This window comes from Nonomuraea sp. SYSU D8015 (genome assembly GCF_008065375.1).
Lineage (GTDB): Bacteria > Actinomycetota > Actinomycetes > Streptosporangiales > Streptosporangiaceae > Nonomuraea.
This window is the reverse complement of the sequence record NZ_VJYI01000016.1, coordinates 54761-71955: the sequence shown is the minus strand read 5'-3', so window position 1 is coordinate 71955 and position 17195 is coordinate 54761. Positions and strand designations below refer to the sequence as shown.

The following is a 17195-nucleotide window of genomic DNA, read 5'->3' as shown; positions in this document are numbered from 1 at the left end:
AGTGCGCGGGGCTACGGTGCCAGGAACGCCCCGAACGGCAGGTTACGGACGACCCAGTACACCACGACGAGCGCGAGGAACGCCCACAGCCACGCCGGATGGGCGAGCGTCGTGCGCCGGGGCTTGCCCTGCCAGGCGCGCACCACCCATCTGCCCCACCAGAACAGCAGGAGCGGGATCATGGCCACGGCCAGCGGGTTGAGCCCGAGCGCGGCCACCGGGTCGAGGTGCGCCAGCGCGTGGATGGTGCGCAGCGTGCCGCAGCCCGGACAGTAGAGGCCGGTGAGCCACAGGAACGGGCAGGTCGGGTAGTGGCCGGGCTCGTTGGGGTCGACCACGCCGACGAACGCCACCACGGCGCCCGCTCCGGCCGCAACACCGAGCGGCGCGAGCAGGCCCTTGAGCCGATCGGTGCCGCGCCGCCCGGTGGTTGCGATGCTCATGTTCCCAGTATCCGCCTTCCGTGCGTGATCCTCTTCGCGCGGCCTAGTACGAGGAGTACGTGGCGCTCATGCTGGCAGCGAAGATCACGAAGAACAGCACGTAGGCGAGGATGATCAGCACGATCGAGATGGCGCCGAAGATCAGGCTGCGCTTCCACCACGTCTTGGCCTCTTCGGCCGCCTGCATCGCACCCTGGTAGTCGCCGACCTGCCACTTCTGGTTGACCTGCGACGACTTGACGATCGCCACGATGCCGAAGGGAAGGCAGCAGAACAGGGTGGTGAGGATCGCTGGGACCAACTGGTTGTCCGGCGGTTGCTGCCCGCCGTAGCCGCCACCGCTCGGGGGCTGCTGCCCGTAGCCGCCACCGTAGCCACCGCCGCTCGGGGGCTGCTGGCCATAGCCACCACCGTAGCCGCCACCGCTCGGGGGCTGCTGGCCATAGCCGCCACCGTAGCCGCCACCGCTGGGAGGCTGCTGGCCGTAGCCACCACCGCTCGGGGGCTGCTGGCCGTAGCCGCCGCCGGGCGGCTGCGAGCCGTAGCCGCCATCGCCCTGGTTACCGTAAGTCATGCTATGACTCCTCATGTCGTCATCTTTGTGGCGAGTGCGCGGCAGCCTAGCGAGAAACCATCTACTACGTGGATCAACGTCCAATTTGCGGACAATTCGTAATCGGACCGCAAGCGGCCCGTCACGGCCCGGCTACGCGAACGACAAACTACCTTTCGGTAACCGGCGTCCTCGGACGCGGTGGCGGCCCTGATCCCCGTGGCTCATGCCTGTGGCTCCCGGCTTCGTGGCGAGTCGCACACGGCAGCCTAGTGAGGAAACGGCGGCCACGTGGGCAGAGGTCCGAAACAGTGGAGATTTCGCCACTGCCGGACTCACCGGGAGTCGGTGGGGTCGTCCCCTCGGTCGAGGGCGTCCCAGAGCGCCTTGTCGTCGTGCGCCGGGGCCGGGCCGCTCCGCTCGTACCGCGCGGACATGCCCGCCCACCTGCCGCCGCGCACCATCGCGACGGCTCCTCCGGCGATCATCAGGGCCGCTCCGGCCCCGGACACGGCGGGCCAGAGCGGCACGATCTCCCAGGACAGCGCGGCGGCGCCGCGCAGCGCGTTGCGTTCGGCGAGCCAACCGGTCACGGCCGTCCCGTCCAGGGCCGTCCACGTGGCCGCCGCCGCGCCCGCCCCGCAGAGAGCCAGCAAAGCCCCGACGACGCGGCGCCCGGCGCCCTTGGTGGCCAGGACGGCGACCACGCCGGCCAGGCCGGCCAGCGCCACGGGGGTGAGCGCGGGTCCGAGCTGGCCGCCGGTGGGCGTCACCGCGCCGGCCTGCGCCACCCGCACCCAGGTCTGTCCCGCGGCCAGCAGCACCAGGAGGCAACCCAGGACGGTCACAGCCAGCCAGCCCCACAGCTCCCTGCGCGCCGCCGCACTCCCGCCCTCCGCGCCCGAGGGCGCGCCACCGCTGGAACCCACGCCGGCCCCCGAGTCCACGCCGCCGGAGCCGATGCCGCCGCCGGAACCGACGTCCCCGCCTGCGGCCGTGCCGCCGGAGCCCGTGCCGCCGGAGCCCGTGCCACCGCCTGAGGCCATCACGCCGGGCCGAGCGCGATCTCGAGCGGGCCGGCGTCGAAGCAGGTGCGGTCGCCCGTGTGGCAGGCGGCCCCGGCCTGGTCGACCTTGACCAGGACGGTGTCGCCGTCGCAGTCGAGCGCCACCGACTTGACGTGCTGGACGTGGCCGGAGGTGTCGCCCTTGACCCAGAACTCGCCGCGGCTGCGCGACCAGTAGGTGGCCCGGCCGGTGGTGAGCGTCCGATGCAGCGCCTCGTCGTTCATCCAGGCCAGCATGAGCACCTCGCCGGTGTCGTACTGCTGGGCGATGGCGGGGACGAGGCCGTCGGGGTTGCGCTTCAACCGTGCGGCGATCTTGGGATCAAGGGCCATGCCCCCATTCAACCAGCCGGGGCCCGCGCCCCCGCCACCGATGCCGGGGCCGTCAATCCAATGCCTGCGACAGGGTCTCGTAGATCGCGAACAGCGGGGCCAGGTTGGTCCTGCGCAGCCGCCGCAGCACCTGGCCGTCCGGCGCGACCAGCGCCATCGTGCCGTCGCGCGCCCGCAGGTCGGCCAGCTGGCGCACGAGGACGCCGAGCCCCGTCGTGTCGATGAAGGTCAGTCCCGTCAGGTCGACGACCAGCCGGGGGCCGTGGGTCTCCACCGCCTCCCCGAGGCAGCGCCGCACCTTGGACGCGTTGTCCACGTCCACCTCCCCCGCCAGGCTGACCACCACGAGATCGCCGTGCCGGCGTCGCGTCATCTCCAGCACATCCACGCCCATGTCGCTCATGCCTTTCCCCGTGGGCGGCCCCGCCGAAAAGGTACACCGGCCGGGATCGCGTCACAGTGGGTTTTGCAGAGAATGCGCAACGTGATGGCGGGGCGAGGGGTATTTTCTTGACCCGGCGCGTGCTAGGGGGAGGTGTTCGTCATCGTGGTGCACGTCGCGGGTTCCGTCCTCGACCCTGATCTGGGAGATCATGTCTGCCTGCCGTTCGACGGCGAGCGCGAGCGCATGACGGCGACGCGGCTGTTCACGATGAACGGGCTGCGCCGCCGCACCAAGGTGGTGATCATCACGCACGCGGACAGCCCCGAGCGGACGCGCGACTGGCTGGCGCCGCTCGTGCCGGGCTTCGCCGACGCCGAGTCGGCGGGGCAGGTGGAGATCCTGGCCTGCGCCGACACCCACTTCACCGACGGCTGCCTCGATCCCGAGCGGGTGCTGTGCCGGCTGACCGAGGCCAAGGACCGCGCGCGCAGGCACGGACAGCACGGCGTGTACGCGCTGGTCGACGCCTCCTGGGGCGTGCGGGACGCGGGCCGGCAGGCGGCGTTCGAGGCGGCGGCCAACGAGGTTTTCGGCGAGCGCTGGCTGGCGGCCGTGTGCCAGTACGACCGCGGCCTGTTCCCCCGCGAGGCCATCGACCGTGCCGCTTCCGTCCACCCGATCTCGCCCCAGCAGGCGCTGCTGCGCTTCGCCAACACGTGCTCGCCGCCCGGGCTGCGGGTGTGGGGCGACATCGACCTCACCAACCGGCAGGCGTTCGCGTCGGTGCTGTCGCCGCTGGAGAAGGAGCCGGGTGAAGTCGTGATCGACGCCTCCCAGCTGGGCTTCATCGACGCCGGGTCGGCGCGGCTGCTGACCGTCATGGCCATGGCCAGGCCGGAGGGGTCCACCGTGGTCGTCTGCCGCGAGGCCATGGCGCGGGTGCTACGGCTGATCAGGGCGGACGAGTTCCTCGCCGTGCGCCATGTGTAGGCAGGTGCTCTGCGCGGCCTTCGCGCGCGGGCGCATCACGGTGCTGCGCAGGGCGGTCGCCGAGCACGCCGCCTACGAGGGGCTGACCGGCCGCCGCCTGGAGGACTTCGTGCTGGCGGTCAACGAGATCACCACCAACGCGGTGGTGCACGGCGGCGGGCACGGGCGGCTGCGGATGTGGTCGCACGGCGGGCGGCTGTGGTGCGAGGTGACCGACGAGGGGCCGGGGCTGCCGCCGGGGTGGATGGGCGACATGCGCCCGCCCACGGGCTTCGAGGGCTGTGGGCGAGGGCTGTGGCTGACGCGCATGCTGTGCGACCAGATCACGATCGTGTCGGGGCCGCGCGGCACGACCGTGACCTTCGCCGCCTTACGCGATTGAGCGTCACGAACGGGCGGCCGAGACCCAGGAGGCGTGCAGGTCGGCGTAGACCCCCGGCACGCCGACCAGCTCGGCGTGCGGGCCCCGCTGCACCAGGCGGCCCTGGTCGAAGACCAGGACCTCGTCGGCGTTCTCGGCCGTGGACAGGCGGTGGGCGATCGAGATGGCGGTGCGGCCGCGCGTGACGCCCTCGAGCGCGCGGGCCAGCCGCACCTCCGTGGCCGGGTCCACCGCCGAGGTGGCCTCGTCCAGCAGGAGCAGGTCGGGGTCGGCGAGGTAGGCGCGGGCGAGCGCGACGAGCTGGCGCTCGCCGGCCGACAGTGACTCGCCGCGCTGTCCGACGGGGGTGTCCAGGCCGGCGGGCAGGCCCTCCAGCCAGTCGGCCAGGCCCAGCTCGGTCAGCGCGAGCTCGATCTCCTCGCGGGTGGCCGACGGCTTGCCGTAGCGGATGTTCTCCTCCAGCGTGCCGTCGAACAGGAAGCCGTCCTGCGGCACCATGACGATGCGCTCGCGCAGGGACGAGAAGCGGATGTCTCGCAGGTCGCAGCCGTCCACGGTGACGCGGCCGGAGCCGGGGTCCATCAGCCTGGTCAGGAGCTTGGCGAACGTGGTCTTGCCCGACCCCGTCTCCCCCACCACCGCGATGCGGGAGCGGGGCGGGATCTCGAGCGAGACCTCGCGCAACACGGGCGCGCCGCCGGGGTAGGCGAAGTGCACGTCCTCGAAGGCGACCGAGATGGGGCCGCGCGGCAGCTCCACGCCCTCCTCGCCGGGGTCGGCCACGTCGGGCGGGGTGTCGAGGACGCCGAGGATGCGCCGCCAGCCGGCGACGGCGTTCTGGGCCTCGTTGAGCACCTCCGTGGCCGTCTGCAGCGGCGCCACGAACAACGTGACCAGGAACAGGAACGCCACCAGCTGCCCCTGCGTGATGTCGCCCGACAGGCCGAGCCGCACGCCGAGCAGCACGATGCCGGCGATCGCGACGGCGGCCACGATCTCGGTCAGCGGGAAGACGAAGCCGACGATGGTCTGCGCCTTGACCTGCGCGGACCGGTTGGCGTTGACGGCCTTGTCGATGCGCTCGGCGGTGCGGCGCTCGGAGGCGTAGGCGCGGATGACGGTGGCGCCGACGACGGATTCGCTGATCGCGGCGAGCATGTCGCCGGTGCGCTCCCGCACCACCGTGTACGCCCGCGACAGCAGCCGCTGGAAGCGCGGCAGGGCGATCATCAGCGGGATGAAACAGGCCCACACCAGCAGCGTCAGCTGCCAGGAGTAGACGAACATCAGCACGGTCGCCACGAACAGCTGCCCGAACGCCACGATGATCATCAGCCCGCCCCACTGCATGAACGTGCTGATCTGGTCGACGTCGCCGGTGACGCGTGAGACCAGGGCGCCGCGCCGCTCGGTGTTCTGGGTGAGCACCGACAGGTCGTGCACGTGGCGGAAGCCGTGCACGCGCAGGGTGGCCAGGGAAGACTCGGTGGCCTTGTAGAGGCGGACGTTCATGACGTATCCGGCGAGCGCGGTGAGCACGACGGCCGCCGCGCACACCAGGACGGCGCGGGTGATGTACGGGATGTCGGGTGTGCCGCCCTTGAGCCCCGTGTCGATCGTCTGCTGGACCGCGATCGGCACGATGATCTTGCCGGCGGTCGCGACGACGGCCAGGATCAGCGTGACGACCAGGCCCTTGCGGAACTCGGGCGTGAGCGAGAGCCCGTGCCGGATCGTGGCCAGGGCGGAGCGGTCGGAACTGCGCTGGATGCTCTGCGCCGTCATGCGCTGACCTCTTCCTCTTCCCCGGCCGTGAGCTCGATGGCGGCGCGCTCGGCCTGCTCGCGCTCGTAGGCCGTCACCAGGTTGCGGTAGCCCTGGCAGCGGGCGAGCAGATCCTCGTGCGGCCCGCGGTCCACGACGCGGCCGTGGTCGAGGTAGACGACCTCGTCGGCGAGCGCGATCGTGGCCATGCGGTAGGCGACGACCACGACGGTCGACGCCTCGGCGGTGTCCCGGAGCCCATGCAGGATCCTGGCCTCGACCTGCGGGTCCACGCTGGAGGTGGCGTCGTCGAGCACGAGGAGGCGGGGGCGGCGCACGACGGCGCGGGCCAGGGCGAGGCGCTGGCGCTGGCCGCCGGACAGCGTCGCGCCGCGCTCGCCGACGCGCGTGTCGAGGCCGCCGGACAGCCGCGCCACGAACCCGTCGGCCTGCGCCAGCCGCAGCGCGGCCCACACGTCCTCGTCGGCGGTGTCCAGGCCGAGCGCGATGTTGCCGCGCACGGTGTCGTCGAACAGGAACGTCTGCTGCGGCACCAGCGCCACGGACTCGGCGACGGCGCCGTAGGCCAGCTCCCGCAGGTCGACGCCGTCCAGCAGCACCTGGCCCGCGTCGGGGTCGACCAGTCGCACGAGCAGCTGCACCAGCGTGGACTTGCCCGACCCCGTGGGGCCGACCAGGGCGACGGTGCGGCCGGCCGGCACGTCGAAGGTGACGTCGTGCAGCACCTCGGCCTCGCCGTAGCGGTACGACACGCCGCGCACCTCCAGGGCGGCGGGCTCGGGCGAGGTCGTGGCGGCCTTTGTGTTCACGCTGCCGTAGTCCATGGAGCCGGTGGCCTCCAGCACGGCCTGCACCCGCTCCCAGCCGACGACGCTGCGCGGCAGCTCGGCCAGCACCCAGCCCAGCGCCCTGATCGGGAAGGCCAGCAGGGTGAACAGGTAGGCGACCTGGATCAGGTCGCCCGAGTCGATGGAGCCGGTGGACAGGCGCAGCCCGCCGACGGCGAGCACCGCCAGCACCCCGAGCGTGGGCAGCGCCTCCAGCATCGGGTCGAACAGCCCGCGCACGCGGCCGACGGCGATGTTGGCGTCGCGCAGCTCGTGGGCGCGGCGCATGAACCGCTCGGTCTCCAGGTCCTCCCTGCCGAGGGTCTTGACCACGAGGGCGCCGTCGAAGCTCTCGTGCGCGATCTCGCTGACCTCGGCCCGCAGCTGCTGCGCGCGGGTGGCCAGCGGGCTCAGCCTGCGCTGGTAGACGAGGTTGAGCACGGCGATGGCCGGGAAGATCAGGAACCCGACCAGCGCGAGCATGAGGTCCGTGAACAGCATCGCGACCGCCGCGGTGAACAGCATGACGATCACGCCCACGGCCATCGGCAGCGGCGCGAGCGGGGCCCAGGCGGCCTCGGCGTCGGAGCTGGCGTTCGACAGCAGCTGTCCGGTGGGGTGACGGTGGTGCCACGCCAGCGGCAGCCGGAGATACTGCTTGGTGACGTCCCTGCGCGACCTGGCCTGCATGCGGTACTGCATGACGCCGGCCAGGATGCGGCGGCCGGCCACGCCGAACGCCTTCAGCAGCGCCGTGCCGAGGATGAGGAACATGCCGGTCCAGAGCGCGCCGGAGGCGACGCGGTCCTCGGCGAAGGCGGGCAGCACGACGTTCTGCGTGGCCCAGCCGAGCGCCCAGGCGGAGGCGACGGTCATGCCGCCGTAGACCGCGCTGGCCAGCACGGCCAGCGTGAAGACCGCCTTCTCGGTGCGGATGGCCACCCCAAGGACCCGCAGTCCTTGACGCATGACGGCCGAGGTGACCTTGCTCGCCACTCGGTGAGCCTCCCCGTTTATGTCCTATGTACGTAAGTCACTACATCACCTCTGATCATCTCGTTATTCCCACGGGTAGGGTTGGATGCGTGAACCATGCACGTGATGAACGTTCCGCGCTTTGCGACCTGTTCGACCGGCTCGGCCCCGAAGCGCCGACGCTCTGCACGGGCTGGACCACCTACGACCTGGCCGCCCACCTGGTGCTGCGCGAGCGCCGGCCGGACGCGATGGGCGGCATCGCGCTCAAGCCCCTGGCCGGCTACACCGCCTCGGTGCAGAACGGGCTCAAGGCCAGGCATCCCTACCCCGAGCTGGTCGGGCTCGTACGGAAGCCGGGCGGCGTGTACGGCCTGCTGCCCGCCCTCGACGAGGCGGTCAACACGCTGGAGCTGTTCGTGCACCATGAGGACGTGCGCCGCGCCCAGCCGTCGTGGGAGCCGCGCGAGCTGCCCGCCGACCTCGACGGGCTCATCTGGAAGCGGGTGTCGAGCGGCGCCAGGCTCATGCTGCGCAGGTCGCCCGTGGGCGTGGTGCTGCACCGCCTCGGCGGCGGCGTGGCCGTCGGCGGATCCCGGCAGGGCCCCCGGGTGGAGGTCACGGGCGCGGCCTCCGAGCTGCTGATGTTCTGCTTCGGCCGCCAGGCGCACGCCCGCGTGGAGCTCACCGGCGAGCCCGGCGCGGTCGCCCGGCTCCGCGCGGCCTCCCTGGGCATTTAGCGTCTTCCGTGCGGGGGTGGCCTGATCCGCCTCGCCTATCGCGTAAATCACGGCGCGGCAGGCGCTCACGCATGAAGCGGAGCCCGTACCATGGCAGAGGAATGAAGCCCCCCGGTTAGGATCATGAACATCTTCACAGAGGATGCCAGTGATCGCCCAGATCCGGGTATATACGGCTGGGAATGGACTGCAGGAGGCCCCCCATGCAGGTCAAGAAGGTACTCACCTACGTGGCTGTCGCGTTCGTGGTGTTCTACCTGTTCACCCAGCCGGCCCAGGCTGCGGCGGCGGTCAACGGAGTATTTGATGGAATTCTTCAAGGAGCCAACCAACTGGCCGTCTTCTTCACCAACGTTCTGACCTGACGGGAGTTCTGTCTGCGTCAGGTGCTTCCCCGCGCTGCCAGATCGTGTTACGCAGGCAGAATGAGAGATCGCCCCAGCGGCACCAAGGTCAATCAGCTCGACCCCAATGCGCGGCGCATCCTCGAGCGGGCTGAGCTCGAGGGCATCGAGCTGATCCGCTTTCTGTACGCCGACCACGGTGGCGTGATCCGTGGCAAGGCGGCATCCCGGTCCCGGCTGGCCGAACGGCTCAACACGGGCATCGGGCACACGGTGGCCATGATGGCGATGAACATGCTCGACCAGCTCCAGGACGTCGAGCACATGGGTCCGGTGGGCGAGGTGCGCATCGTCCCCGACCCCGCCACGTACGTCCCGTTGCCCCACGCCCCGGGCGCCGCCGCCATGCTGTCGGATCTGCGGCTGCCGGACGGCTCCCCCTGGGCGGCGTGCCCGCGGACGTTCCTCAAGGACGCGATCGCGGAGCTCGCCACGGAGGGTTACACCCTGGTCGCGGCGTTCGAGCCGGAATTCACCCTCGGCCGCCGCCTGCCCGACCCGGCCGGCGGCCCGGACCGGCTGGTGCCGCTCGACGACTCGCTGTGTTACGCCAACATCGGGTTCGACACGGCCCACGACTACACCGTCAAGCTCATCCACGCCCTGGAGACGCAGGGCCTGCGCGTCGAGCACTACCATCCCGAGCTGGGGCCGGGCCAGCAGGAGCTGTCGATCCGCCACGCGCCCGCGCTGCGCGCCGCCGACAACCACGTGATGCTCCGCGAGACCGTCCGCGGGGTGGCGCTGCGCATGCAGATGTGGGCCACGCTGGCCCCCAAACCGCTGGCCGACCAGGCGGGGAACGGCGCCCACCTGCACCTGTCGCTGTGGAGCGACACGCACAACGTCTTCGCCGACGACGGGGAGGTCCGCGACGGCTTCATCGGCGGGCTGCTCGCCCACCTGCCGGCGCTGACCGCGCTGACGTGCGGCAGCGTCAACGGCTTCCGGCGGCTGGCGCCGCGCTCGTGGTCCAGCGCGTACGCGGTGTACGGGCCCGACAACCGGGAGGCCGCCGTGCGGGTGTGCTCGCCGCTCGGAGAGACCGGCGAGCCGAACCTTGAGCTGAAGCCGTCCGACTCCTCGGCGAACCCTTACCTGTCGCTGGGGGCCGTCATCCACGCCGGCCTCGACGGGATCCGGCGCAAGCTCGACCCCGGGGAGCCCGTGGACGTCGATCCGGACACGCGGCCCGGCCGGTATCCGCGGCTGCCGTCCTCTCTGGACGAGGCGCTGGACGCGCTGGAGGCGGACGAGGTGCTGATGGAGGCGCTGGGGCCGTTGCGGCGGAGTGCTTATTTGGCGGTCAAGCGCTCGGAGGCGGCCGCGTTCGCCGCCAAGGACGTGTCGTTCGAGCTGTTCAACCACATGCGGGCGTTCTGACCGCCCCCGCCGACCGGCACCGGCCGCCGCGTGCTCGCAACGACCCACGCCGCGCCGCGGACCCGCTGAGCGGCGGGGTGCGACCAGCGCGTCAGTGGGCGGCACGCTTGCCGCAGCACGCCGATGGGGTCGCCCGCCTGCCCGTCGATGCCGCAGCGCACCGACCCCGGCGGACGCTTGCCCCTTGACACCGCAGCACACCGACCCCGGTGGCCGCCTGCCCGTTGACACCGCAGCACACCGACGCCGGCAGACGCCTACCGGTCTCATGCCCAGACGACGTGCCGCCCCTCGGCACGCCTACCGGACGACGCGCCCCGGGCGCGCACAGAACGCACGCCACCGCCGACACCGCACCGCCCAGCGGACACGTCATCGGCGGCCTGCCACCGTGCGCACGCTCGTCGCGCGACGGCACGCCGCGCCGTGGACCGCTGGCCGGCGCCGGCCCTTCCCGCCGAAGGGCAGGTGGGCGGCTGAAGCGCTGGCCCTCGACCGGCACGCACCGGGTGGTGCAGACCGCCGGGTGAGCCGGGCGAAGCGGCCCGCCGGGCGAGCCGGGCGAAGCGGCCCGCCGGGCGAGCCGAACCACCAGGCGAGCCGAACCACCAGGCGGAGCGGGCCACCGGGCGGAGCGGGCCGTCGGGTGAGGCGGGCCGCCGGCGGAGGCCGGCGAGGGCCGGCGAGGGCCGGTGGGTCAGCGGACCGGGTGGCCGGCCAGGCGCAGGGTGTGCTTGACCTCGGAGATCTTGAGTGTGCCGAAGTGGAACACCGAGGCGGCGAGGACCGCGTCCGCGCCGGCCGCCACCGCCGGCGGGAAGTCCTCCAGGCGCCCGGCCCCGCCGCTGGCGATCACCGGGACCCGGACGGCTGCCCTGACCGCCCGGATCATCTCCAAGTCATAGCCGTCCAGCGTGCCGTCGCCGTCCATCGAGTTGAGCAGGATCTCGCCCACGCCCAGCTCCTCGCCGCGCGCCGACCACTCCACGGCGTCGATCCCGGTGCCGCGCCGCCCGCCGTGCGTGGTCACCTCGAACCCGCTCGGGGTGCCCGGCGCGCGCCGGGCGTCCACGGACAGCACGACGCACTGGGCGCCGAACCTCCGGGAGGCCTCGGTGAGCAGCTCGGGCCGGGCGATGGCGGCCGTGTTGAGCGACACCTTGTCGGCGCCGGCCCGCAGCAACCGGTCGACGTCGTCGACCGAGCGCACCCCGCCGCCGACGGTGAGCGGGATGAACACCTGCTCGGCGGTCCTGCGGACGACGTCGAGCATGGTCTCGCGCTCGCCGGACGAGGCGGTGATGTCGAGGAAGGTCAGCTCGTCGGCGCCCTCCTGGTCGTAGCGCCTGGCCAGCTCGACGGGGTCGCCCGCGTCGCGCAGGTTCTCGAAGTTGACGCCCTTGACCACGCGCCCGGCGTCCACGTCGAGACAGGGGATGACTCTTACCGCTACGGTCATGCTCGCGACGCCTCGATTTCGATCTCGACCAGCATTCTCGGGTCGACCAGACCGGCCACCCGTACTCCTGTGCAGGCGGGCCGCACCTTGCCGAAGACCTCGGCGATCGCCTGTCCGACGAGGTCGAAGTGGCGCTGCTCCACCACGTAGTAGCGGACCATGACGACGTCCTCGCGCGTGAGCCCGCCCATCAGGACGGCCTCCAGCGCGATCTCGATCGCGGTCAGGCTCTGCTTGTAGGCGTCGCCGACGTGGCGCACCTCTCCGCCGACCGTGGCCGTGCACCCGGACACGATCACCCGCTCTCCGACGACCACGGCGCGCGCGTAGCCGTACTTCTCCTCCCAGATGCCGCCAGAAAACACCCTGGGTCCGGTGCTTTGCATGCTGACGCTACCGACGCTCATCTCGCCCCCTCCCGGCGAAGCTACACGCGTACCGCGGCCAGCGCGTTTTCCAGTGTGAACGCGTGAGCGTACAGGGCCCTGCCCACGATGGCGCCCTCCACTCCGTCCGGCACGAGAGAAGCGAGTGCGACCAGGTCATCGAGGCTGGAGACGCCCCCGCTGGCGATGACCGGCTTGTCGGTGCGGGCGCAGATCTGGCGGTAGAGATCGAGGTTGGGGCCCTGGAGCATGCCGTCCTTGGTCACATCGGTGACGACGTAGCGGGGGCAGCCGTCGGCCTCCAGCCGGTCGAGCACCTCCCACAGGTCGCCCCCCTCCTTGGTCCAGCCGCGAGCGGCCAGCGTGGTGCCGCGCACGTCCAGCCCGACCGCGATCTTGTCGCCGTGCTCGGCGATGATCTTCCGGCACCAGTCCGGGTTCTCCAGCGCGGCGGTGCCGATGTTGACCCGGCGGCAGCCGGTGGCCAGCGCGGCGGCCAGCGAGTCGTCGTCGCGGATGCCACCGGACAGCTCCACGTTCACGTCGAGCCGGCCGATCACGTCGGCGATCAGGTCCCGGTTGGTCCCCCGGCCGAACGCGGCGTCCAGGTCCACCAGGTGGATCCACTCGGCGCCCGCCTCCTGCCAGGCCAGCGCGGCGGCGAGCGGTTCGCCGTAGCCGGTCTCGGTCCCGGCCTCGCCCTGGACCAGGCGTACGGCCTGGCCGTCCGCGACGTCCACGGCGGGCAGCAAAACGAGCGACATTCAGGTCCTCCGGTCGAAGGCGAGGGTCACGACAACGGGTACGAGCAGCAGGGACAGGACGAGCGCGGCGAAGCTGGCGAGGAACGACCCCCACAGCAGCCACACGAGCACCTGCACGAGCAGGAAGCCGAGCGCCACCACGGCGTTCTGGGCGCGCTGCCTGCGGGCCAGCAGGCCGCCCTGGCGGCGGACCCGCACGGGGCGCGGGACGAGCCTGGCGAGCACGGCGCGGCGGCGGGCCAGGCGCGCCTGCCGCTCCTCGTTGGCCCGCCTCGCGCGGGCGGCCTCGGCCTCGCGCTCGGCCCGCCGCCGCGCCCGCTCCTTACTCATCGCAGCGTGCCCAGCCAGTTGGACAGCAGCGTGGCGCCGGCGTCGCCGGACTTCTCCGGGTGGAACTGGGTGGCCATCAGCGGGCCGTTCTCCACGGCGGCCACGAACGGCACGCCGTGCTCGGCCCACGTCACGACCGGCTCGGCGAACCCCTCGCCGGCACGCAGCTCCCACTCGCGCACCCCGTAGGAGTGGACGAAGTAGAAGCGGGTGGCGGCGTCGAGCCCGGCGAACAGCACGCTGCCCGCGGGGGCCTTGACGGTGTTCCAGCCCATGTGGGGCAGGACGGGCGCCTCAAGCCGCTCGACGGTGCCCGGCCACTCGCCGCAGCCCTCGGTCTCCACGCCGTGTTCGACGCCCCGGGCGAACAGGATCTGCATGCCGACGCAGATGCCCAGCACCGGGCGGCCGCCGGACAGGCGCCGGCCGATGATCTGCTCGCCGCGGACGGCCTTGAGCCCGCGCATGCACGCCTCGAACGCCCCCACGCCCGGCACGACGAGCCCGTCGGCCTCCAGCGCGGCGTCGAAGTCGGACGTCACGGTCACGTCGGCGCCGACCCGCGCCAGGGCCCGCTCGGCCGAGCGCAGGTTGCCCGACCCGTAGTCGAGGACGACGATCTTCTTCACCACCACAGCACCCCCGCCGTGATCGCCATCGCCGCGCCCACGGCGCAGATGACGGCACCGATCTTCAGTCCCTGCTTGGCCAGGGAGAACACGCCGCCGATCAGGAACAGCCCGATGAACACCATCACGCCGGCGATGAGGTTTTCCGTCATAGGACGCCCTTGGTGCTGGGCACCCCGGTCGCGCGCGGGTCGGGCTCCGACGCCTCGCGCAGCGCCCTGGCCAGGGCCTTGAACTGGGCCTCCACGATGTGGTGCGCGTTGCGGCCGTACGGGACGTGCACGTGCAGGCAGATGGCGGCCTGGGCGACGAGCGACTCCAGGATGTGGCGCGTCATCGTCGTGTCGTAGTCGGGGCCGATCATCGGCGCCATGCCCTCGGGCTCGGTGTGCACGAGGTAGGGACGGCCCGACAGGTCGACCGTGACCTGGGCGAGGGACTCGTCCAGCGGGCACGACGCACTGCCGAACCGCCTGATGCCCGACTTGTCGCCCAGCGCCTCGCGGAAGGCCGCGCCCAGCGCGAGCGCGGTGTCCTCGATCGTGTGGTGCGAGTCGATGTGCAGGTCGCCCTCGGTCTTGACGGTCAGGTCGAACAGCCCGTGCTTGCCCAGCTGGGCCAACATGTGGTCGAAGAAGCCGACCCCGGTCGCCACCTCGACCCGGCCGGTGCCGTCGAGGCCGATCTCCACCAGGACCGACGTCTCCTTCGTCACGCGCTCAATGCGCCCGACCCGACTCACAGCTTTCCTCCGAAGGCGAAGGTGGAGTCCCAGGGCATCGTGTTCTCCTCATAGTGTCGGTCGGGCGTCGTCACCTGATCGGCGTCGGCGGAAGCTTCGGCCCGCAAGGCCGGAGTGGAGGTCAAAGCACTCCTTCCATCGCGGCGCGGAAGGCCGCCATCTCCTCGCCCGTGCCGATCGACACGCGCAACCATTCGGGCGGGCCCACCTCGCGGATGAGCACGCCGCGCTCCAGCAGCCCCTCCCACACCTTGCGCCGGTCGGGGAAGCGCCCGAACAGCACGAAGTTGGCGTCGGAGTCGGCCACGGCCAGGCCCTTGGACCGCAGCCAGGTCACCGTCGCGTCCCGCTCGCGCCGCAGCGCGTCGACCGTGCCCAGCAGCTCGGCCCGGTGCCGCAGCGCCACCCGCGCCGCCGTCTGGGTGAGGGTCGACAGATGGTACGGCAACCGCACCAGCAGCAGCGCCTCCACCACGGCCGGGTGCGCGGCGAGGTAGCCCAGCCGCGTGCCGGCCATGGCGAACGCCTTGGACATCGTCCTGGTGACGATCAGCCTCGGGTGACCGGGCAGCAGCGTGAGCGCCGACGGCGTGCCCTCGCGGGCGAACTCGGCGTAGGCCTCGTCGACCACGACCATGCCGGGCGCGGCGGCCAGGATCGCCTCGATCGTGGCCAGCGGCTGCGCGGTGCCGGTCGGGTTGTTGGGCGAGGCGATGAACACGATGTCGGGCCGGTGCTCCTCGATCGCCGCCACGGCCTTGCCGGGGTCGAGCGAGAAGTCGTCCTCGCGGCTGGCCTGGATCCACTCGGTGTTGGTGCCGCTGGTGATGATCGGGTGCATCGAGTAGGACGGCTCGAACCCGATCGCGGTGCGGCCGTGGCCGCCGAACGCCTGCAGGATCTGCTGGAGCACCTCGTTGGAGCCGTTTGCGGCCCACACCTGCTCGGTGCGCAGCCCGTGCCCGAGGTAGCCCGCCAGGTCGGCACGCAGCTCGGTGGCGTCCCTGTCGGGGTAGCGGTTGAGCTCGCCCGCCTGCGCCCGCACCGCCTCGGCCAGGTCGGCGACCAGCTCCGGGGAGGGGGGGTAGGGGTTTTCGTTGGTGTTGAGCCGGACCGGGACGTCGATCTGGGGCGCGCCGTACGGCGTCTTGCCCCTCAGGTCGTCGCGGATGGGCAGATCGTCCAGGTTCACTCGGTCTCCGTGGGCACTCGCCAGTCGAATCGGGCGCGGATCGCGGCGCCGTGGGCGGGCAGGTCTTCGGCGTCGGCCAGGACCGACACGTGGGCGGCCGCCCCCGCGAGCGCCTCGCGGGTGTAGTCGACGACGTGGATGCCGCGCAGGAACGACTGCACCGACAGGCCGCTGGAGTGGCAGGCGCAGCCGCCCGTGGGCAGGACGTGGTTGGACCCGGCGAGGTAGTCGCCGAGCGAGACGGGCGCGTATGTGCCGACGAAGATCGCCCCGGCGTTGCGGACCCGCGCGGCCACGGAGGCGGCGTCGGCGGTGTGGATCTCCAGGTGCTCGGCGGCGTAGGCGTCGACGACCTTGAGCCCGTCGTCGAGGGAGCCGACCAGCACGATGCCGGACTGGCGGCCGCTCAGGGCCTCGGCGATGCGCGCGGAGTGCTTGGTGGCCGAGACCTGCCCCGGCAGCTCCTTCTCCACGGCGTCGGCCAGCTCGGGGCTGGTGGTGACGAGCACGGCGGCGGCGATCGTGTCGTGCTCGGCCTGGCTGATCAGGTCGGCGGCGACGTGGACGGGGTCGGCGCTCTCGTCGGCGAGGATCGCGATCTCGGTCGGGCCCGCCTCGGAGTCGATGCCGATGCGGCCCTTGAGCAGCCGCTTGGCCGCCGCCACGTAGATGTTGCCGGGCCCGGTGACCATGGTGGCCGGCCGGCACTCCTCGGTGCCGTAGGCGAACATGGCCACGGCCTGCGCCCCGCCGACGTTGTAGACCTCGTCGACGCCGAGCAGGGCGCACGCGGCCAGGATGGTGGGGTGCGGCAGCCCGCCGAACTCCTTCTGCGCCGGGCTGGTCACGGCCAGCGAGGCGACGCCGGCCTCCTGGGCCGGGACGACGTTCATGACCACGCTGGAGGGGTAGACCGCGCGGCCGCCGGGGACGTAGAGGCCCACGCGGTCGACCGGCATCCACCGCTCGGTGACGGTGCCGCCGGGCACGACCTGGGTGGTGACGTCGGCGCGCCGCTGGTCGCGGTGGACCAGCCGGGCCCGCCTGATCGACTCTTCGAGTGCCGCCCTGACCTTGGGATCGAGCTCGGCGAGCGCGCGCTCGATGGCCTCGGCGGGGACGCGGGTGGTGGCGATCTCGACGCCGTCGAATCTCGCGGTGAGCTCCCGTACGGCTGCCACGCCGCGATGGCGCACGTCGTCGCAGATGGGCCGCACCTTCTCGAGGGCGGCCTCGACGTCGAGCTCGGCGCGGGGCAGCACGTCGCGCAGGTTGTCCGGCAGGGAACCGCGCATGTCGATACGGGAAATCACCCTCACAGTTTACGGAGTCCGGCTCCCGAGTCTGGTTCTGTCCAAACTGCGGGACACGCGACGGCCGCGGGGGCGGCATTCGCCTCTTGCCGCGCCCGCGGCCGTCGTCGCCCC

General features: G+C 72.1%; 22 protein-coding genes. 5 read left to right on the top strand and 17 right to left on the bottom strand.

All coding sequences use genetic code 11. The features are described from left to right. Positions 1 to 11: 11 nt before the first annotated feature. The 5 genes from ID574_RS43820 to ID574_RS43800 all read right to left on the bottom strand — a co-directional run bounded on the left by ID574_RS43820 (position 12) and on the right by ID574_RS43800 (position 2798). Positions 12 to 443, bottom strand: a complete 432-nt coding sequence (locus ID574_RS43820; protein ID WP_188194965.1) for a DUF2752 domain-containing protein — start codon at positions 441 to 443, stop codon at positions 12 to 14. Positions 444 to 486: 43 nt separating this feature from the next. Continuing rightward, the gene (locus ID574_RS43815; RefSeq protein ID WP_188194964.1) at positions 487 to 1017 is read right to left on the bottom strand and encodes a CD225/dispanin family protein; all 531 of its coding nucleotides are present in this window, start codon (positions 1015 to 1017) and stop codon (positions 487 to 489) included. Between the two features lie 314 nt (positions 1018 to 1331). Continuing rightward, the gene (locus ID574_RS43810) at positions 1332 to 2042 is read right to left on the bottom strand and encodes a Trp biosynthesis-associated membrane protein (protein ID WP_223167692.1); all 711 of its coding nucleotides are present in this window, start codon (positions 2040 to 2042) and stop codon (positions 1332 to 1334) included. Then, positions 2042 to 2395, bottom strand: a complete 354-nt coding sequence (hisI, locus tag ID574_RS43805) for a phosphoribosyl-AMP cyclohydrolase (protein ID WP_188194963.1) — start codon at positions 2393 to 2395, stop codon at positions 2042 to 2044. Before hisI ends, ID574_RS43810 begins: the two co-directional genes overlap by 1 nt. 52 nt (positions 2396 to 2447) lie before the next feature. Next, complete coding sequence (locus ID574_RS43800; protein ID WP_223167691.1) at positions 2448 to 2798, bottom strand: STAS domain-containing protein; 351 nt, start codon at positions 2796 to 2798, stop codon at positions 2448 to 2450. Positions 2799 to 2930: 132 nt separating this feature from the next. Between ID574_RS43800 and ID574_RS43795 the strand changes: the two genes are divergently transcribed. Together ID574_RS43795 and ID574_RS43790 are read left to right on the top strand one after the other, a co-directional pair. After that, positions 2931 to 3770, top strand: coding sequence for an MEDS domain-containing protein (locus tag ID574_RS43795; RefSeq protein WP_188194962.1), 840 nt, complete (start codon positions 2931 to 2933; stop codon positions 3768 to 3770). Beyond that, positions 3763 to 4152, top strand: a complete 390-nt coding sequence (locus ID574_RS43790; protein WP_188194961.1) for an ATP-binding protein — start codon at positions 3763 to 3765, stop codon at positions 4150 to 4152. The genes ID574_RS43795 and ID574_RS43790 overlap by 8 nt, the downstream gene beginning before the upstream one ends. 3 nt (positions 4153 to 4155) lie before the next feature. Here ID574_RS43790 and ID574_RS43785 read toward each other — a convergent pair whose 3' ends face one another. Together ID574_RS43785 and ID574_RS43780 are read right to left on the bottom strand one after the other, a co-directional pair. After that, the gene (locus ID574_RS43785; RefSeq protein WP_188194960.1) at positions 4156 to 5937 is read right to left on the bottom strand and encodes an ABC transporter ATP-binding protein; all 1782 of its coding nucleotides are present in this window, start codon (positions 5935 to 5937) and stop codon (positions 4156 to 4158) included. After that, positions 5934 to 7733, bottom strand: a complete 1800-nt coding sequence (locus tag ID574_RS43780; RefSeq protein ID WP_188195126.1) for an ABC transporter ATP-binding protein — start codon at positions 7731 to 7733, stop codon at positions 5934 to 5936. The genes ID574_RS43785 and ID574_RS43780 overlap by 4 nt, the downstream gene beginning before the upstream one ends. Before the next feature lie 116 nt (positions 7734 to 7849). Between ID574_RS43780 and ID574_RS43775 the strand changes: the two genes are divergently transcribed. The 3 genes from ID574_RS43775 (at position 7850) to ID574_RS43765 (ending at position 10266) form a co-directional block, all read left to right on the top strand. Further along, on the top strand, positions 7850 to 8479 hold the full coding sequence (locus tag ID574_RS43775; RefSeq protein ID WP_223167690.1) for a TIGR03085 family metal-binding protein: 630 nt from the start codon (positions 7850 to 7852) through the stop codon (positions 8477 to 8479). Between the two features lie 203 nt (positions 8480 to 8682). Next, on the top strand, positions 8683 to 8844 hold the full coding sequence (locus tag ID574_RS43770; RefSeq protein ID WP_188194958.1) for a hypothetical protein: 162 nt from the start codon (positions 8683 to 8685) through the stop codon (positions 8842 to 8844). Between the two features lie 60 nt (positions 8845 to 8904). Then, positions 8905 to 10266, top strand: coding sequence for a glutamine synthetase family protein (locus tag ID574_RS43765; RefSeq protein WP_188194957.1), 1362 nt, complete (start codon positions 8905 to 8907; stop codon positions 10264 to 10266). A gap of 697 nt (positions 10267 to 10963) precedes the next feature. Here the strand turns inward: ID574_RS43765 and hisF are convergent. From hisF to hisD, 10 genes are read right to left on the bottom strand one after another with little or no spacing between them, the layout of a single operon-like run. Further along, positions 10964 to 11725, bottom strand: coding sequence for an imidazole glycerol phosphate synthase subunit HisF (gene hisF / locus ID574_RS43760; protein WP_188194956.1), 762 nt, complete (start codon positions 11723 to 11725; stop codon positions 10964 to 10966). Then, on the bottom strand, positions 11722 to 12132 hold the full coding sequence (locus ID574_RS43755) for a Rid family hydrolase (protein ID WP_188194955.1): 411 nt from the start codon (positions 12130 to 12132) through the stop codon (positions 11722 to 11724). Before ID574_RS43755 ends, hisF begins: the two co-directional genes overlap by 4 nt. Before the next feature lie 20 nt (positions 12133 to 12152). Beyond that, positions 12153 to 12875, bottom strand: a complete 723-nt coding sequence (gene priA / locus ID574_RS43750; protein WP_188194954.1) for a bifunctional 1-(5-phosphoribosyl)-5-((5-phosphoribosylamino)methylideneamino)imidazole-4-carboxamide isomerase/phosphoribosylanthranilate isomerase PriA — start codon at positions 12873 to 12875, stop codon at positions 12153 to 12155. Continuing rightward, positions 12876 to 13205: a hypothetical protein gene (locus tag ID574_RS43745; protein ID WP_188194953.1), complete on the bottom strand. Its 330-nt coding sequence runs from the start codon at positions 13203 to 13205 to the stop codon at positions 12876 to 12878. Further along, positions 13202 to 13837, bottom strand: coding sequence for an imidazole glycerol phosphate synthase subunit HisH (gene hisH / locus ID574_RS43740; protein ID WP_188194952.1), 636 nt, complete (start codon positions 13835 to 13837; stop codon positions 13202 to 13204). Before hisH ends, ID574_RS43745 begins: the two co-directional genes overlap by 4 nt. Further along, complete coding sequence (locus ID574_RS43735; RefSeq protein ID WP_170223532.1) at positions 13831 to 13986, bottom strand: hypothetical protein; 156 nt, start codon at positions 13984 to 13986, stop codon at positions 13831 to 13833. Before ID574_RS43735 ends, hisH begins: the two co-directional genes overlap by 7 nt. Continuing rightward, positions 13983 to 14576: an imidazoleglycerol-phosphate dehydratase HisB gene (gene hisB / locus ID574_RS43730; protein WP_188194951.1), complete on the bottom strand. Its 594-nt coding sequence runs from the start codon at positions 14574 to 14576 to the stop codon at positions 13983 to 13985. The genes ID574_RS43735 and hisB overlap by 4 nt, the downstream gene beginning before the upstream one ends. Continuing rightward, positions 14573 to 14701, bottom strand: a complete 129-nt coding sequence (locus ID574_RS62015) for a hypothetical protein (RefSeq protein ID WP_262496121.1) — start codon at positions 14699 to 14701, stop codon at positions 14573 to 14575. Before ID574_RS62015 ends, hisB begins: the two co-directional genes overlap by 4 nt. Next, entirely contained in the window at positions 14698 to 15768 is a 1071-nt protein-coding gene (locus ID574_RS43725; protein WP_188194950.1) for a histidinol-phosphate transaminase, read from the bottom strand. The genes ID574_RS62015 and ID574_RS43725 overlap by 4 nt, the downstream gene beginning before the upstream one ends. Then, positions 15765 to 17081, bottom strand: coding sequence for a histidinol dehydrogenase (hisD, locus tag ID574_RS43720; protein WP_188194949.1), 1317 nt, complete (start codon positions 17079 to 17081; stop codon positions 15765 to 15767). The genes ID574_RS43725 and hisD overlap by 4 nt, the downstream gene beginning before the upstream one ends. Positions 17082 to 17195: the final 114 nt, after the last annotated feature.